17 protein-coding genes are annotated in these 15847 nt (G+C 32.4%); 7 read left to right on the top strand and 10 right to left on the bottom strand.

Annotation, left to right across the window (positions count from 1 at the left end):
- Positions 1–10: 10 nt before the first annotated feature.
- The 3 genes from ACJDT4_RS19325 to ACJDT4_RS19315 all read left to right on the top strand — a co-directional run bounded on the left by ACJDT4_RS19325 (position 11) and on the right by ACJDT4_RS19315 (position 1569).
- Positions 11–418 (top strand): GNAT family N-acetyltransferase, encoded by a 408-nt coding sequence (locus tag ACJDT4_RS19325; protein WP_406789233.1) that lies wholly within the window; start codon positions 11–13, stop codon positions 416–418.
- A gap of 2 nt (positions 419–420) precedes the next feature.
- The gene (locus ACJDT4_RS19320; RefSeq protein WP_406789232.1) at positions 421–810 is read left to right on the top strand and encodes a DUF1284 domain-containing protein; all 390 of its coding nucleotides are present in this window, start codon (positions 421–423) and stop codon (positions 808–810) included.
- Positions 811–891: 81 nt separating this feature from the next.
- Positions 892–1569, top strand: coding sequence for a FadR/GntR family transcriptional regulator (locus ACJDT4_RS19315; protein WP_406789231.1), 678 nt, complete (start codon positions 892–894; stop codon positions 1567–1569).
- A gap of 31 nt (positions 1570–1600) precedes the next feature.
- On the opposite strand, the gene arsA is transcribed toward ACJDT4_RS19315, so the two are convergent.
- The 8 genes from arsA to ACJDT4_RS19275 form a co-directional block, all read right to left on the bottom strand.
- Positions 1601–3355, bottom strand: coding sequence for an arsenical pump-driving ATPase (gene arsA, locus ACJDT4_RS19310; RefSeq protein ID WP_406789230.1), 1755 nt, complete (start codon positions 3353–3355; stop codon positions 1601–1603).
- 69 nt (positions 3356–3424) lie between these two features.
- Positions 3425–3787, bottom strand: a complete 363-nt coding sequence (arsD, locus tag ACJDT4_RS19305; RefSeq protein ID WP_406789229.1) for an arsenite efflux transporter metallochaperone ArsD — start codon at positions 3785–3787, stop codon at positions 3425–3427.
- Between the two features lie 12 nt (positions 3788–3799).
- On the bottom strand, positions 3800–4210 hold the full coding sequence (locus tag ACJDT4_RS19300) for an arsenate reductase/protein-tyrosine-phosphatase family protein (protein ID WP_406789228.1): 411 nt from the start codon (positions 4208–4210) through the stop codon (positions 3800–3802).
- A gap of 103 nt (positions 4211–4313) precedes the next feature.
- Entirely contained in the window at positions 4314–5363 is a 1050-nt protein-coding gene (arsB, locus tag ACJDT4_RS19295) for an ACR3 family arsenite efflux transporter (RefSeq protein ID WP_406789227.1), read from the bottom strand.
- An 11-nt stretch (positions 5364–5374) separates the two neighbouring features.
- Complete coding sequence (locus tag ACJDT4_RS19290; protein ID WP_406789226.1) at positions 5375–5758, bottom strand: ArsR/SmtB family transcription factor; 384 nt, start codon at positions 5756–5758, stop codon at positions 5375–5377.
- Between the two features lie 331 nt (positions 5759–6089).
- Positions 6090–6587, bottom strand: coding sequence for a GNAT family N-acetyltransferase (locus ACJDT4_RS19285; protein WP_406789225.1), 498 nt, complete (start codon positions 6585–6587; stop codon positions 6090–6092).
- 16 nt (positions 6588–6603) lie between these two features.
- Positions 6604–7404: an arsenite methyltransferase gene (arsM, locus tag ACJDT4_RS19280; RefSeq protein WP_406789224.1), complete on the bottom strand. Its 801-nt coding sequence runs from the start codon at positions 7402–7404 to the stop codon at positions 6604–6606.
- 12 nt (positions 7405–7416) lie between these two features.
- Entirely contained in the window at positions 7417–7857 is a 441-nt protein-coding gene (locus ACJDT4_RS19275; RefSeq protein WP_406789223.1) for a MarR family winged helix-turn-helix transcriptional regulator, read from the bottom strand.
- A gap of 417 nt (positions 7858–8274) precedes the next feature.
- On the opposite strand from ACJDT4_RS19275, the gene ilvD reads away from it, so the two are divergent.
- Both ilvD and ACJDT4_RS19265 read left to right on the top strand, forming a co-directional pair.
- A complete protein-coding gene (ilvD, locus tag ACJDT4_RS19270; RefSeq protein ID WP_406789222.1) occupies positions 8275–9993 on the top strand; it encodes a dihydroxy-acid dehydratase in 1719 nt (572 codons plus the stop codon).
- A 189-nt stretch (positions 9994–10182) separates the two neighbouring features.
- Positions 10183–11499: a gluconate:H+ symporter gene (locus ACJDT4_RS19265; protein WP_406789221.1), complete on the top strand. Its 1317-nt coding sequence runs from the start codon at positions 10183–10185 to the stop codon at positions 11497–11499.
- Positions 11500–11555: 56 nt separating this feature from the next.
- Here the strand turns inward: ACJDT4_RS19265 and ACJDT4_RS19260 are convergent, their stop codons facing one another.
- Both ACJDT4_RS19260 and ACJDT4_RS19255 read right to left on the bottom strand, forming a co-directional pair.
- A complete protein-coding gene (locus tag ACJDT4_RS19260) occupies positions 11556–12971 on the bottom strand; it encodes a HAMP domain-containing sensor histidine kinase (protein ID WP_406789220.1) in 1416 nt (471 codons plus the stop codon).
- Positions 12961–13641 carry a response regulator transcription factor gene (locus ACJDT4_RS19255; RefSeq protein ID WP_406789219.1) on the bottom strand — a complete coding sequence of 227 codons (681 nt, stop codon included), beginning with the start codon at positions 13639–13641 and terminating at the stop codon, positions 12961–12963. The genes ACJDT4_RS19260 and ACJDT4_RS19255 overlap by 11 nt, the downstream gene beginning before the upstream one ends.
- A 182-nt stretch (positions 13642–13823) precedes the next feature.
- Here ACJDT4_RS19255 and ACJDT4_RS19250 point away from each other — a divergent pair, with 182 nt between their 5' ends.
- A complete protein-coding gene (locus tag ACJDT4_RS19250) occupies positions 13824–14723 on the top strand; it encodes an ABC transporter ATP-binding protein (RefSeq protein WP_406789218.1) in 900 nt (299 codons plus the stop codon).
- Positions 14720–15844, top strand: coding sequence for an ABC transporter permease (locus ACJDT4_RS19245; protein ID WP_406789217.1), 1125 nt, complete (start codon positions 14720–14722; stop codon positions 15842–15844). Before ACJDT4_RS19250 ends, ACJDT4_RS19245 begins: the two co-directional genes overlap by 4 nt.
- Positions 15845–15847: the final 3 nt, after the last annotated feature.

The following is a 15847-nucleotide window of genomic DNA, read 5'->3' as shown; positions in this document are numbered from 1 at the left end:
GTAAGTATATATGATTAAGTACGTAAACTCAATTGAAAATATAAACGAGGATAATATTAAAGGCTTTTTTGTTGGGTGGGCAAATCCGCCGTCATCTAAAAAACATCTGGAAATTTTAAAGGGCAGCACCTATTTTTGGCTGGCAGTAGATGAAGGCAAAGGAAAGGTAGTAGGATTTATAACTGCTATTTCTGATAAGATAGTAAGTTCATATATTACATTTTTAGAGGTGCTTCCTGAGTATAGAAATATAGGCATTGGCACAGAGCTTTTTAAACGTATGAAGGGGACTCTTGAAAATTATTACATGATTGACTTGATTTGTGACGAAAAGCTAGTGGGCTTCTATAGAAAGTTTGATATGTTCAAATCTCAAGGGATGATTATAAGAAATTTAAAAAAGCAGAGTGGTGAATGAATATGTTAAAAATAAGAGCACATCATTTTTTATGCATGCAGGGGTTCCAAGGTTATGGTTACAATGAAGAATTTGTTGAAAACATGGGTAAAGTGATAAAATATATAAATTCTAAAGAAAACTTGAATATAACTCTTTTAGATAGCTGTGATGATATATGCACTCCGTGTACTAATAACAAAGGTGGTAAGTGTGTTGATTCAAATAAGGTTAACGTTATGGATGAAAAGGTTCTTAAAAAGCTTAACTTGAAGAGTGGAGAAGTTGTTAGTGCAGCAAAGTTATTTAGTTTAGTTAATAAAAAAATAAACACTAAAAATTCAGCAGCGGAGATTTGTGGCACTTGCTCTTGGCATAAGGAATGCTTATGGTTTTCAAAGCTTAAAGACTAGAATTTACAAAATCATAGCATTGTAAAAGTTCACAGTAAATAATATAATTATATTTAAACCAATTTAGGAGAGATTGATAGTATGGAAGACGGTAGAACAAGTGACAAGGTTTTAAATAAAATCCAGGAGAAGATTTTAAATGGAGAGTGGAAATCTGGCGAAAAAATTATGTCTGAAACAAAGCTTGCTGAAGAGTTAAATGTCAGCAGGGTATCCGTGAGAGAGGCTATTGAGAAACTGGCAGCTTTTAATATTGTAAGCAAGAAAAAAGGTGGAGGCACATTTGTCAATGATTTAGGACCTTCCGTATATTTAAACAGCTTGCTTCCAATGCTGATTTTAGATAGAGATAGCTATATGGAGATACTGGAATTTAGATTGATAATGGAGCCAGAAGCAGCTAAGCTTTGCACTGAGAGGTGTGATGATAAGCTTATAGAAGAACTTCAGATAACTTATGAGAATATGTTAAAATATAAAAATGATATAAAAAAGTTTACAGAGGAAGATTTGAATTTTCACACTAAGATTGCAGAGGGAACCAATAATTCCTTGATAATAAAAGTAAATGAGCTTCTTTCAAATGTTCTTGAATGTCACCAAAGAGGCTTGTATGAAAATCTTGGACCAGAAGGTGGAGTTCATGAACATAAATTTATTTTAGATTCCATAAGAAATAGAGATTCAGAGTTAGCCTTCATTTATGCAAGGCGGCATGCTGTTAGAACTATAAACGACTTAAAAAGATTAAAGAAATAAAGAACAGAAAGCTTATGATACTTTCTGTTCTTTATTTTATCAGTTTTTTAAGATTAACTCCCTTAAGCTCACCACTATTCCAGGGGATAACTGCAAAGTTTCCAAGTGAAATTTGATTAACCTTGTTTATCCACTGAATTTCGCTTTTAGCTTTTAACTTCAAAAAATCACTTTTAGTATTGGCGGCAAGCAAACTTGAGTTAACTATCCACCATTTATTATTAATTCCAGATCTTTTTAAATCCTTTTGAAGCCTTTCTGCCTCATAAACTGGAGTGGCCTCTGGAAGAGTTACTATTATAACCTCTGTTTCTTTTTCATTTTTAAGTCTTGGAAGAAGTTTTAAAACTGATTGTGGAATGTCTCCCTCAGACCTTGAAATTTCTTTGTTATAGCTTTGAGTTGAAGCTAAAAGTAATAAGGTATGACCAGTAGGTGCTGTATCTATAACTACCACTTCATTTTCTGCTTTAGCTACTATATCTGCAAAAGCTCTAAATACAGCAATTTCCTGAGTACAGGGTGAACGTAAGTCTTCTTCAATATAGGCAATATCATCCTCACTCATGTTTTCTCCGGCCTTTTTTAAAACTTCTTCTCTATATTTTTTAAGCTCGATTCTTTCATCTATTTTACTTAAGGTTAAGTTATTGTTTTCTTCATTAATAACAAATTTTAAATGAGCAGCTGGATCAGTGGTGGCTAAGTGTACCTTAGTTCCCTTTTCTGAAAGTCCCATAGCGATGGTTGCAGCTAAAGTGGTTTTTCCAACACCGCCTTTGCCCATAAGAAAAATCACTTTCTTTTTGCTTAAGTATAAATCTTCAATAAGGCTTTTAACTCCCTTTAGAGGTTCTTTTTTTAGCTTATTATTATCCTCTTTTTTAATATCTTTCTTAAGCAGCAGTCTTACGTTGTCTATTCCTGTAACATTATATGATCTTAATGGTATGGCGTAAGCTTCAAGGTTTTTTAAATGTTCAGGAAGGTTTTTAAGTGCTGACTGCTGTCTATAATATAGTGAACTTGAGATTTCATCATTTTCATTATCTTCTTTAAGTACTCCGTTAATAACCAGTATTTGATTGCTAATACCTATATCCTTCAACTCAAGAGAAGCTCTTTCTGCCTCTTTAAGAGGAGAATACTCAGGCCTTGAAACTAATATTAACGTAGTTATTTCCTTATTTGATAAGGTGTGGACAGCTTCCTTATACATTTCTTTTTTATCCTCTAAACCGGACAATTGTCCCAAGCAAGAAGCTCCATGAGTACTTTCGCTTATGAAATTGCTCCAGGCGGAAGGTAATTGAAGCATTCTTAAAGTATGCCCTGTGGGAGCTGTATCGAATATAATGTGATCGTATTTTTTCTTTATGCTTTTATCGGTTATAAAGCTTGAAAATTCATTAAAAGCTGCTATTTCAACAGTGCAGGAACCGGACAGCTGTTCTTCCATATTGTCTATTACTGATTTAGGAAGCTTACCTTTATAAGGTGCCAAAACGTATTCTCTATATTCCCTGGCTGCTTCTTCAGGATCAAGATTTACTATCTCAAGGTTAGGAACTTCTTTTATGGAAGTCCCCTTATTATTAAGTTCAACGCCAAACACATCCTGCAAATTAGAGGCTGGATCTGTACTTACGAGGAGTACTTTTTTGCCATTGTCTGCAAGGGTAACTGCTGTTGCACAAGCTGTTGAAGTTTTTCCAACGCCACCTTTACCTGTAAAGAAAATATACTGCGTTAGGTTGATTATTTCTGGGTTAAATAATTTATCCATATAATACCCCTTTCAAAATATAAACATCTTAAAATATACTTGTAAAATTGGTAATTTAACATATCTATATCAGCCTTTATGCCCACAGCTTTTAGGTTTTTTTATTGTTATATTTGATATATCATCCTTGGAGAAGCCAGACCACTGAGCAAATTCTTCATTTGTTGGGTATTTCTTAAGCTTTTTAACTTCACCATCAACAAGGGTTATTGGAAGTATTTCAGCCCCCCTTGAGTTTAAGTATTCATTAACCTTCTTGTTATCAATAAATGCCTGCGGTTCACTGGAAAGATTATGACGTGTTACCTTAGCACCTTTTTTAACCATGTTATTTATAGCGGTTGCAACTCTCAAAAGCTCTTTATTTATACTTGGTCCGCAAACGCCTGTTGAACAGCACATAGCTGGATCAAAAATCTCTATTTTACTCATTTACATTACTCCCTATAATTCAATTTCTTTGTTTTTAATTCTTTTAGCCAAATCTTTAACCTTTTTTTCAATGTTTTTTGCTGTTTTTATAAACTCTTCATCACTTTTTCCTGTAGGATCTTCTAATCCCCAGTCCTCTATATGCTTTGCAGGTAGAAAGGGACATACTACATTACAGCCCATTTTTACTACTATATCAACGCTAGGGATATCCTTCAAAAGCTTTGATTTATGCTCTTTATTCATATCAACCTTATACAAATCTTTTATAATTCTAACTGCATCTTGATTTATTGTATCTCTTAATTCTGTTCCTGCGGAGTAAGCTTCAAATACATCACTTTCAAATAATTTAGAAAGTGCTTCTGCCATTTGGGATCTGCAGGAATTGTGGACACATATAAATGCTACTTTAGGTTTCATAGTTACTTTCCTCCGTTATTGTATAATTTTCATTAGTAAATCGCTATTTGATTTCGTAAAATCTCCATGTTTCTACGAATTTTACGAAAATCAAATGGCAGATTTACTTTGAAATTTTCATAAAATATTTTTTTCTCCAGTGGAGAGCTACATTTACAAGACCTATCATAACAGGAACCTCAACTAATGGACCTATAACAGCTGTAAATGCTTCTTTTGATTCTATTCCAAATACTGCAACTGCGACGGCTATTGCAAGCTCGAAATTATTACTTGCAGCAGTAAAGGAGAGAGTAGTTGTTTTTTTATAATCTATTCCAGATTTATAACTTATAAAGAAGGAGACAGAAAACATTATTATAAAATATACCAAAAGAGGAACTGCAATTCTTACAACGTCCATTGGAAGCTCAACTATATATTTTCCTTTATAAGTAAACATAATTACTATAGTAAAAAGCAAAGCAATTAAGGCTAACGGACTTATCTTAGGTACAAACTTTTTAGTGTACCATTCAGTTCCCATTTTGGGTTCTAAAATTAGCCTTGTAAGCAGTCCTGCTGCAAATGGAATGCCAAGATAAATTGCCACAGAACCAGCTACCTTACCCATAGAAATATCAACCTTATATCCATTAAGACCAAACACTGTTGGTAAAATAGTTATAAATATATAGCAATATATTGAATAAAAAATGACCTGAAAAATTGAATTAAAAGCCACAAGAGCAGCTGCATATTCCGTATCACCATCAGCTAAACTATTCCAAACAATTACCATTGCAATACATCTTGCAAGACCAATTAGTATAAGCCCAGTCATAAATGCTGGATATGACTTTAAGAAAACAACTGCAATTGTAAACATTAAAATTGGTCCTATAATCCAATTTTGCAAAAGTGACAGCCCCAAAACTCTAGGATTTCTAAAAACCTTGCCAAGCTCCTTATAATTTACTTTAGCAAGCGGTGGATATAGCATAACTATAAGTCCTACAGCCATAGGGATAGAGGTTGTTCCAACGGATAAGCTTGATAGTGTACTTGCAAGACTTGGTGCAAACCATCCTAGAAAAATTCCTAATGCCATCGCTGTAAAAATCCATACCGTTAAATAGCGGTCAAGCCATGATAATTTTGATTTTTTATCCATTTAGTTTCCTCCTAATGTGTACAATTATTGTTAAAACATACTTTGCCATCTTTTAAATTATCACAAGTCAATCCACTTTCTCTGTATTTTTTTAATCTTTGTAAATCTTTTTTACATTGCTCTAATTTAACTGCATGAGATATTAAAATTTCATTTATAAATGGAAATTCTTTAATTGTCTCTTGATCCATCTTGTAGTAAACATATTTATTCACCTTGTAGTAATCAACAATTTTTGCGGTTGTAAGCTTTGTTAAATGCCTTGAAGCATTAGATTGACTTATATTTAATACAGTTTCTATCTCGCAAACGCACATTTCACCATTTTGAAGCAAATTTAATATTCTCATGCGTGTTTCATCAGACAGCGCTTTCATCACTTGTATTAAATCCACGTTATCACCTCTTATATGAACATATTCAATTATAATCATATGACTTTTGAATGGAATTTGCAACACTTTTATAGATAGACAACTTAAAATATAGAAATTGGATATATTAAATGCATCATTCTAAACTCAAATTTGAAGAAGAGTAGAGAGTAGAGTGAATATGGATTTGCCTTTCGCTTCTCTCAGGTAAATCTTAGAACTTAATAGTATCAGCTCTGCTGAACACTATATTTTGAGGGCTTTACGCGCATTAAGTTTAAGATTTTTTGTAGCGATAGCGGAGAAAAATCATCCTTCACTGTCCTCTGTCAATTGTACTCTGTACTCTGATTCAGATTCCTACTACCTTGCTCCTGCGTTCCATTAAAACTGTATCATGCCATATACCATTCGGCATTTTTGCAACTTTCTCTCGTATTCCTATTTCTCTAAAGCCGCAGTTTTTATGCAGTGCTATACTTGAACTATTTTCTCTTATAATAGCAGAATATAAACTCCAAATTCCGTTTTCTTCTGATACATTTATTAAACTAGTTAATATATTTTTTCCTACACCCTTGCCGCGATATGCTTCTCCTATATATATGCTAACCTCTGCAACACCTCTATAAACACATCTGCTAGAAGTAGGGCTCAATACTGCCCATCCTAATATGGTATTTCCATCACAAGCCACTAGTCTGCATATTTTCATATGCCCTTTGTCCCATTCTTCAAAGCTTGGAATTTCTGCTTGAAAGGTAGCTTTGCCTGTATCGATTCCTTCCTTGTATATTTTAGCTACAGTTTCCCAATCTTCTGGTTTCATTTCTCTAATACTATAATCCATATAAATAGCATCCTTTCTAATATTTATATGCCTTTACATGTGCTCCTGCAAAAGCTCCGTCAATAATATTTGAATCAATATTACTGTATATGTGGCTTAAATTTTTTTGCTTAGCTAGATCCTCCATAATTTCTTTAGTATATATATTTACTGGTGTAATCTCAATATCACTAAAGCCTACCTTTTTAAGTATTTCTTTATATTTTTCAACGGGTAAAGCTCCAGCTATACATCCAACCCACATCTCTACACTTTCTTTTATTTCTTTAGGCATATTCTTTAACATAACAACATCTGCAATTGCTAGTCTTCCGCCTTTTTTTAATACTCTGTAAGCTTCTTCTAGGGCTTTTTCTTTACTTTCACAAAGATTTATCACACAATTTGATGTGATAACATCTATTTTTTCATTACATAAAGGGATGTTTTCAATGTATCCTTTTATAAATTCTACATTTTTAATACCCATTTTTTCTTTATTTTTATTTGCTAGTTCAAGCATTTCATCTGTCATATCAAGTCCGTATACTTTTCCACTATCTCCTACATATTTAGCTGAAATAAATACATCTATTCCACCACCGCTTCCTAAATCTAATACAATTTCACCCTTCTTGGGATTTGCAAGTGCCACTGGGTTTGCACAGCCAAGTGATGCATTTACAGCCTCATCTGGTAAGTCGTAAAGAAACTTTTTTGTATAGAGATTTAAATTACTTGATGCTTTGCAGCTGCAATTTTTCTTCGATTTTTTTAGTACATCGGCAGCTATTTTTCCATAGTAATTTTTTACTTCTTTTTTAATATTGCCTTCCATAAAAAATACCTCCTAACAACAGTTATTTTTGTGTATTGTTTCAGTGAGTACCTTTAAGCTATCTAATATTTGTTCTCTTTTATCTTCTGAAATAGACATAAATATATTTTCATAGTAATCATGCATGTTTCCTTCTATAGTTTTAAATACATTTATTCCTTTTTCAGTTAATTTTATAGATACATAGCGTCTATCCTTGGAATGTAACTCTCTAGTCACTAAATTATTGTCTACCAATTTGTTTATAGTTCTGCTCATAGTGCTTTTATCCAGTGTTAATAATTCTGCAAGTTCATTTAAAGAAATTTCTTTAGCCCTACCAATTTCTACAATGGCATGACATTGTGATATAGTAACGCCACAGCAGCTTGCATCTGATTTTTCTAAAATACCTAAATTTCTTACCAGTACTCTGATTAGTTCACGTAAGCAGTCGCTTCCTCTTTTATCCATTAAATCACCTCAATGCAATTGTATCATAAAACTGTTGCACTATACAACAATTTCATGATATATATAGTGAAACTAGCTCAACTATCAAAATCAATTTCCATCAAAATGCCCAGAAGCTGGCTTTTGATACAAATTAATTTCGAAGCTTCAAGCGGTTTATCTCTGTTGTTTTTAATTCAAAGCTGTAGTACAGCATTAGACTGTTTAAAAATATATATTTTATAACCGCGTTATTCATAAAAGAATAAAATTTAAAAATTTATCAAAAAGCTATTGACTGAAAAACGTTTTCAGAGTATTATATTCTTAAAGTTGTAATACAACTTTAAGAATATAATAGAATAATCGATATAAAAAGGCATCTTTGCGATAAAAAACAACAAAGCTGTAATACAAATTTTTCGAGAGGTGATTTAATTGTTAAAAAGTCAGGAGATAAGAAAAAAGGCTCCAGAAATTGATTCTCTTAGATTGGGATCAGGGTGGAAGGTCGAGGAGCTTGAGAAGCCCCAAATAATAATTGAAAGTAGTTTTGGACATAGTCATCCTGGTAGTGCACATCTTGATACATTAGTTAACGAAGTATTTGATTCCATAAACAAGAGTGGAGGCAGAGGTGCTAAATATTTTGTTACAGATATATGTGATGGTGAAACTCAAGGTCACGATGGTATGAATTATTCTCTTGCTTCAAGGGATATTATGGCTAACCTTATGGAAATACATGTACAAGCAACTCCCTTTGATGCAGGAGTGTTTATAGCAAGTTGTGATAAGGCAGTGCCTGCCCATTTTATGGCAATAGCTAGACTAAATATGCCTGCTATAATGCTTCCTGGTGGAATTATGAACGCAGGACCTAATATGCTTACGCTTGAACAAATTGGTACTTACAGTGCTCAGTATGAAAGAGGAGAAATAACAAAAGAGCAGTATGAGCATTATAAACGAAATGCATGCCCAAGCTGTGGCGCTTGCTCTTTCATGGGAACAGCATCTACTATGCAGGTTATGGCAGAAGCTCTTGGAATAGCTCTTCCAGGTACAGCCTTAATACCAGTAACCTCAAAAGAATTAAAGGAGGCAGCTAAGAAGGCGGCAAAACAAGCACTTAAACTTGTAGAGTTAGACATAAAACCATCTGATATAATGACTAAAAAAGCTTTTGAAAATGCAATAATGGTGCACGCAGCTATTGCAGGGTCAAGCAATGGACTACTTCATATTCCAGCTATAGCACATGAGCTTGGTATAGATATAGCTCCTGAATTATTTGATGAAATTCATAGAAAGATTCCATATATACTTAATATAAGACCAAGTGGCTTTTATCCTGGTTCATATTTTTGGAATGCAGGTGGAGTTCCTGCCATAATGGAGGAAATTAAGGAATTTTTGAATTTAGATGTTATGACGGTTACAGGAAAGACTTTAGGAGAAAATTTAGAGGACATAAGAAAAAGTGGATATTATGAAGAACATAAAAAGCTTATAGCTGCCCTTGGAGTAAAAAAAGAAGATGTAATAAAACCGAAGGAAAATCCAATTCAAAAGCAGGGAGCTATAGCTATATTAAAGGGAAATTTAGCACCAGGTGGAGCAGTTGTAAAACACTCAGCAGTGTCTAAAAAGTTGATGCAGGTAGTTTTAAAAGCTAGAGTATTTAACTGTGAAGAAGCTGCAATTAAAGCGGTACTAACTAAAGATATAAAGCCTGGAGATGCTGTATTTGTAAGATATGAAGGACCAAAAGGTTCTGGAATGCCTGAGATGTTTTATACAACGGAAGCAATTGCATCAGATCCAGAATTAGTAGAATCCATAGCACTTATAACTGACGGAAGATTTTCTGGAGCAACCAGAGGACCAGCAATAGGACATGTTTCGCCAGAAGCAAGTGAGGGCGGACCAATAGCTTTAGTTTGCGAAGGAGACCTAATTAAGATAGATATACCAGCAAGAAGGCTTGATATAATAGGCATAGCTGGAGTGAAGAAAACAGAAAATGAAATTGCAGACATATTAGAGGAAAGAAAGAAAAATTGGGTAAAGCCTGCACCAAGGTATACTAAGGGAGTTTTAGGACTTTACACTAAATGTGCTGCATCACCTATGAAGGGTGGATATATGGAGTAGAATAGGCTTTTTAATTTACAGTTTATTAATACACAAAAATTAATGATTTTCTGAGGCAACAGAAAATATTAAGAGTAAATGTGTATTATAAACTGTAATCAAAATAAAATTATTTTATCTATATTATACTGCAAATTTAGAATACATATAATAATTGTCGGAATTTTGAGATAAATAGGAGGAATGGTTATGCCATTATTAATTGTTTTTATTGGCGTTATGTTATTATTGCTACTTATGATAAAGTTTAAGGTAAACGGTTTTATATCATTGATTTTTGTTTCTTTGGTAGTAGGCGTAGCAGAAGGTATGAACCCATCAAAGACGATTACATCAGTACAAAATGGTGTTGGCGGCACACTTGGTAGCCTTGCATTAATTTTAGGCTTTGGAGCTATGTTTGGAAAATTGATAGCAGACTCAGGAGCAGCCCAAAGAATTTCTAGAAGTTTAATTAATAAATTTGGTGTGAAAAAAATTCAATGGGCAGTTGTACTTACAGGATTTCTTGTTGGTATAGCAATGTTTTATGAAGTCGGATTTGTATTACTTATACCTCTTGTTTTTACAATAGCTGAATTTGCTGAACTTCCTCTTTTATATGTTGGAGTTCCTATGGCAGCAGCACTTTCCGTTACTCATGCTTTTTTACCACCGCATCCAGGACCTGTAGCTATAGCTACAATATATAAAGCTAATATCAGCATGACTTTGGTTTATGGAATAATAATAGCAATACCAACAGTTATAGTAGCAGGACCAGTTCTAACAAAATTTTTAAAAAAGATTGACCGCGAGCCTTCTAAAAATTTATTTAAAGCTAAAATATTTACAGAAGAAGAAATGCCGAGTTTTTCAGCAAGTGTATTAACGGCAGTTGTACCGCCAATACTTATGGCATTTTCTGCTATTTGTGAGATTACTTTGCCAAAAACAGCAAGCATAAGACAGTTTTCAGAGTTTATTGGGAGTCCATTAATGGCAATGTTCCTATCACTTCTTATTGCAATTTATACTCTTGGAATAAGAAGAAAAAAGACAATGGAAGAAATAATGAAAGTTTTAGCTGAAGCAGCTAGTGAAATTGCAATGATACTTTTAATAGTAGCAGGAGGCGGAGCATTTAAACAAGTATTAATAGACAGTGGTGTTGGAAAGTACATAGCTACAATAATGACTGGAAGTAATATGTCTCCACTAATTTTGGCATGGGCAGTTGCAGCTATACTTAGGTTGTCTCTTGGCTCAGCAACAGTTGCAGCTATGACTGCTGCAGGTTTAGTGCTTCCTATTATTTCTTCAACAAATGCAAATCCAGCATTAATGGTTTTGGCAACAGGAGCAGGAAGTGTTATATTCTCTCATGTAAATGATCCTGGATTCTGGATGTTTAAAGAATATTTTGGTCTTACAATTGGGGAGACAATGAAATCATGGTCAACCCTAGAAACTATAATCTCTGTTATGGGATTGATTGGAGTTCTGGTTTTAAATATGTTTGTCTAAATATTTTAAGAGGATTTTATAAGAAATGCAATAAAATTTAAGAGGAAATGATTCTCTTAAATTTTATTTGTTTTCATGGTTACAGAAAAGCATATAATTCCGTCATTATACTTTACATCAATAGTCCCTTTGTGTTTTGTGATTATATTTTGAGTTATTGAAAGACCAAGTCCAGAGCTATTATCAGGATTGAAGCGGGATTCATCCGCTCTATAAAATCTTTCAAAAAGCATGTTTATATTGCTTTCATTTATATTTTCGCACATATTGCTTATAGAAAAAATAGCATTGTTATTTTCCTTTGTAAGAGATACTTTAACTTCACTAGGCTGCAGGCTATATTTTAGTGCATTTGAAAACAAGTTTTGTATGGCACGCATAAACATAGCAATATCCACATTTACAAATAGCTTTTCAGATATAATATCAGAAGAAAATTTAAGAAAATGTTCATCAAAATCTGGCTCAAACTCATCTATCATTTGATAAATGAAATCATTAAAACAAATAGTAGTAAAATTAAACTTTAAATCCTTGCTATTTAGTTTTGTAAACATAAATAAATCATTTGTAAGGCTTTTCATAGTTTCGGCTTTTCTTAGAGAAATTTCCACATAACGATTCATTTCTTCCTCAGATTTATAATTTTTACTTTGAACAAGCTCTAGAAAACCAATAATACTAGTGAGTGGCGAACGTATATCATGAGCTACATTTGTTATAAGCTGCTGCTTGGAATCTTCAAGTTCCCTCTCTTTATAAATTTTATTTTGAAGTTCAGCTGACATATGGTTTATGTATTCAGCTATATTAGAAAGTTCATCCCTTCCTTTTTTCTCTATTTTAAAATCTAAATTACCTTTAGCAATGGTGTTCAAGCCTTTACATATTTTATTGATATATGCCATCCTAGGCAGGGTTAATAAATAAAATATAATAATTACAAAGATAAGAAATATAACTGCACTTGTTAAATCAGATAGTGTGGAAGCATCTTGTTTATAATTTATTGGAACAGCAGTAAGTCTTATTTCCATAATTTTATTTCCTATCTCTAAAGGGATTTTATATGCAAAATTATAGTAACCATTTAAATTCTGAGTTCTAAAATTTTTAAGGGTATCTCCATAAGCTTTATTAAAATTAAAGCTAACATTTTGTGGATATGAATTATATATAATATTATTTCCATCTAGTATAGTAAAATGTAAGTTATATTTAGAATTATTTAGTTCATACTTAATTAAAACCTTTTTATAGTCATCTAAATTTTTCGAAGTATTGTTTAGATCACTAATAAGTTCGGCTGTTATATTTTGTAGATAATATGTACTTGCCCTATAATTTTGAACATTTGGTTTTGAAATGATACATATTTTGTTAATAACAACAACCAACAAAAAACTCAATATAAAAGAAATTACGAGTGTAAGAAAAAATTTAAGCTGCATTCCTAGTACTTTAACTTTCAATTTTATATCCAACTCCCCAAACGGTTTTTATGTAATCTTTTTTTAATTTTTGTCTAAGTCTACGTATGTGAACAGTTACTGTTCTGTCGGCTTCAAGGTAAGGGTCCTTCCACACACCTTCATATATTTGTTTAATACTTAAAACCTTGTTTACATTTTGAGCAAGCAAGCTTAAAATATCAAATTCATGAGGGGTTAAGCTTAGAATATTAGAATTTACTCGAACTTCATGCTTTTCTAGATCTATAAGCATATCCTGAACCTTAATTAAGCTTGAGTTCCCTGATGAATTCAGATTAAAATCTTTATATCTTCTAATATGAGATTTAACCTTGGCAATAAGAAGCATAGAGTTAAAAGGCTTGGCTATATAGTCATCGGCACCAATAGTTAAGCCTAGTATTTGATCTGCATCTTCAGCTTTTGCAGACAGTATAATAATTGGTATATTCAAGGTTTTGCGTATTTGCATACATGTGACCATGCCATCCATTTTGGGCATCATTACATCTAATATAATCAAATCAACTTTATTCTTTTTTAGCAGTTCAAGAGCTTCTAGACCATCCTTTGCACATAGTACATCTATATTTTGATTAGTAAGCAGTATAGTCAAAAGCTCTCTTATAGTTTTATCATCATCAACAACTAAAACAAGATCATTTTTCATTGTAAAACACCTTTCCAAGTTATAGAACATTTTATCTATAATTATATAACATTTTAATACATTTTATATAATCGTAATGAAATCTTAATAAATGGTGTCTAAATTGTAACACTTTAAGAGGCTGGTTTGTAATAATGAATTGCTATTATATAGGTAAATTGCAGATTGAAGGAGATATAATTATGAGAATTTTAAGCTTAAAGAATGTGACAAAGAAAATAAAAGATAAGACAATTCTTAAAGCTGTATCCTTTGATGTTAATGAAGGAGAAATTGTTGGTTTTTTGGGACCTAATGGAGCAGGTAAAACTACCACCATTAAACTTATACTTGGAATTCTAACGCCAGATGAAGGAAACATTTTTGTTAGAGGTAAAAACATAAAAAACAGAAAGGCACTTATAAATGAGCTTAGAAATATAAGTTCTATAGTTGAAGCTCCGGGGCTGTATGAATATTTAACTGGTTTTGAAAATCTGGAGCAAGTTGCAAGGCTTGATGATAGGATAAAGGTTAGCGCTATAAATAAACTGGTGGAAGAGGTTGGTCTAGAAAAAAGCATTTTTAATAAGGTTAAAACCTACTCTTTAGGAATGAAACAAAAGTTAGCACTTGTACAGGCATTAATTACTAAACCTAAGCTTTTAATATTGGATGAACCCACAAATGGCTTAGATCCTCTTGCAGCAGTACAAATAAGGGAATTACTTAAAAAAGCTTCTACAGAAAATAATGTTTCTATCTTAATATCATCACATATACTCGGTGAGCTTGAAAGGCTTTGTGACAGAGTTATTTTTATAAATAATGGTCAGATAGTTAAAAATGAAAAGCTTACGCCTAGTGATGAGAATAGATTTGTGGTTGTAACTAAAAAAATGGCAGAATGTACTAAGATACTTAAAAATGAGGATTTTGTTTATGAGATTTTGCCTTTAAAAAATAAGCTTTTAGTAACTATTAAAGCAGGCTCGGCACAAAAAATAATAAATGTGTTAACTAGAAATAACATTGATATAGAAGAGATATATAAATATCATGAAACCCTTGAAGAAAAATATATGGGAGTGTATGCTAAATGAATTATTCAATTGCAAGTTTAATGAAAAATGAAATCATTAAATTATATAGAAAAAAGAAGATACTTATTTGCGTTATAGTAGCAGTCATAGCTTCAATTTGGCTAATTGTAAGTGGCATTGGAAATAACATTGAAAATGATAGATTTCAACTGAAAAATGCTCAGGGTGATTTATCGAAGGCTGCAAGTGTGGAAGAGAAAAAAAGCCTAGAGGATGCAGTAAGCGGACTTAAGAAATCCATAGCACAATACGAATTGTCTGTAAATGCACCAATGAAAGAAGTAAAAGAAAATTACAATAAACAGATAATGGATTTGAATAGTGAGAAGGAAAAGAGCAGCAATCATTATAAAACCTTGATTATAGACAGCAATATTAATTTTATAAAATATTTAGATGAAAATAATCTTAGACCTACCAATGAAATTCAATTGGATAGTAATGGACGCATGAAGAATGCTATAGGAGTATTTTCTATTTTGGCAATTATAATAACTTTAATAATTGCATCGGATATGGTATCCTCGGAGTTTGCAAGTGGGACAATAAAGGTTTTAATCACAAGGCCGGTTTCTCGATTTAAAATTATATTGTCAAAGTTTATTATATCAACAGTAATATGCAGCCTCTTTGTTTTGACAGCTGAAATAATAGTATATTTGTTAACCGGATTAATTAAGGGCTTCGCCACGCTAAATTACCCTGAAAAGGTATATCCGGTTTTGGGAGATAGCAATATTAGTCCAATGATACCGGAGTGGAAGCTTTTTATTTATTCTTTTATACTTCAAGTGCTTTTTATAGCTTGTTTATCTGCATTTTTTATAATGATGTCTTCTTTAATTAAAAATAATCTTTATATAGCAGTATTATCGGTTTTTATTATTGCAGTGGGATTTTCCTTTAGAATTTTTGAAGGTTTAAAATTTTGTTCGGGATTACTTTTTACGGGTTATTTTGATTGTATAAATATAGTCAATAGAAAAATGCAAATGGATTCTGGTGCAAGTTACGTAAGCGTTGGTGAAGCCATTATTGTACTTGTTTTATATACAGCAGCATTTTTATTTGTGAGCAAGAGGAAAATAGAGGCTAGGGACGTCGAAGTAACAGCAGCTTGAAAT

It is taken from the genome of Clostridium neuense (assembly GCF_045310695.1).
GTDB classification, from domain to species: Bacteria; Bacillota; Clostridia; order Clostridiales; family Clostridiaceae; genus Clostridium_S; species Clostridium_S neuense.
The sequence above is the reverse complement of the archived record's forward strand: the minus strand, read 5'-3'. Positions and strand labels throughout refer to the sequence as shown.

Excerpts from the sequence above, each read along its gene's own strand:
- ACJDT4_RS19285 (WP_406789225.1), bottom strand. The coding sequence starts at position 6,587 with ATGGATTATAGTATTAGAGAAATGAAACCAGAAGATTGGGAAACTGTA.
- ACJDT4_RS19320 (WP_406789232.1), top strand. The coding sequence starts at position 421 with ATGTTAAAAATAAGAGCACATCATTTTTTATGCATGCAGGGGTTCCAA.
- ACJDT4_RS19255 (WP_406789219.1), bottom strand. The coding sequence starts at position 13,641 with ATGAAAAATGATCTTGTTTTAGTTGTTGATGATGATAAAACTATAAGA.
- arsB (WP_406789227.1), bottom strand. The coding sequence starts at position 5,363 with ATGGATAAAAAATCAAAATTATCATGGCTTGACCGCTATTTAACGGTA.
- ACJDT4_RS19245 (WP_406789217.1), top strand. The coding sequence starts at position 14,720 with ATGAATTATTCAATTGCAAGTTTAATGAAAAATGAAATCATTAAATTA.
- arsD (WP_406789229.1), bottom strand. The coding sequence starts at position 3,787 with ATGAGTAAAATAGAGATTTTTGATCCAGCTATGTGCTGTTCAACAGGC.
- arsA (WP_406789230.1), bottom strand. The coding sequence starts at position 3,355 with ATGGATAAATTATTTAACCCAGAAATAATCAACCTAACGCAGTATATT.
- ACJDT4_RS19275 (WP_406789223.1), bottom strand. The coding sequence starts at position 7,857 with ATGGATAAAAGAGGAAGCGACTGCTTACGTGAACTAATCAGAGTACTG.
- ACJDT4_RS19325 (WP_406789233.1), top strand. The coding sequence starts at position 11 with ATGATTAAGTACGTAAACTCAATTGAAAATATAAACGAGGATAATATT.
- ACJDT4_RS19250 (WP_406789218.1), top strand. The coding sequence starts at position 13,824 with ATGAGAATTTTAAGCTTAAAGAATGTGACAAAGAAAATAAAAGATAAG.
- ACJDT4_RS19315 (WP_406789231.1), top strand. The coding sequence starts at position 892 with ATGGAAGACGGTAGAACAAGTGACAAGGTTTTAAATAAAATCCAGGAG.
- arsM (WP_406789224.1), bottom strand. The coding sequence starts at position 7,404 with ATGGAAGGCAATATTAAAAAAGAAGTAAAAAATTACTATGGAAAAATA.
- ACJDT4_RS19300 (WP_406789228.1), bottom strand. The coding sequence starts at position 4,210 with ATGAAACCTAAAGTAGCATTTATATGTGTCCACAATTCCTGCAGATCC.
- ACJDT4_RS19265 (WP_406789221.1), top strand. The coding sequence starts at position 10,183 with ATGCCATTATTAATTGTTTTTATTGGCGTTATGTTATTATTGCTACTT.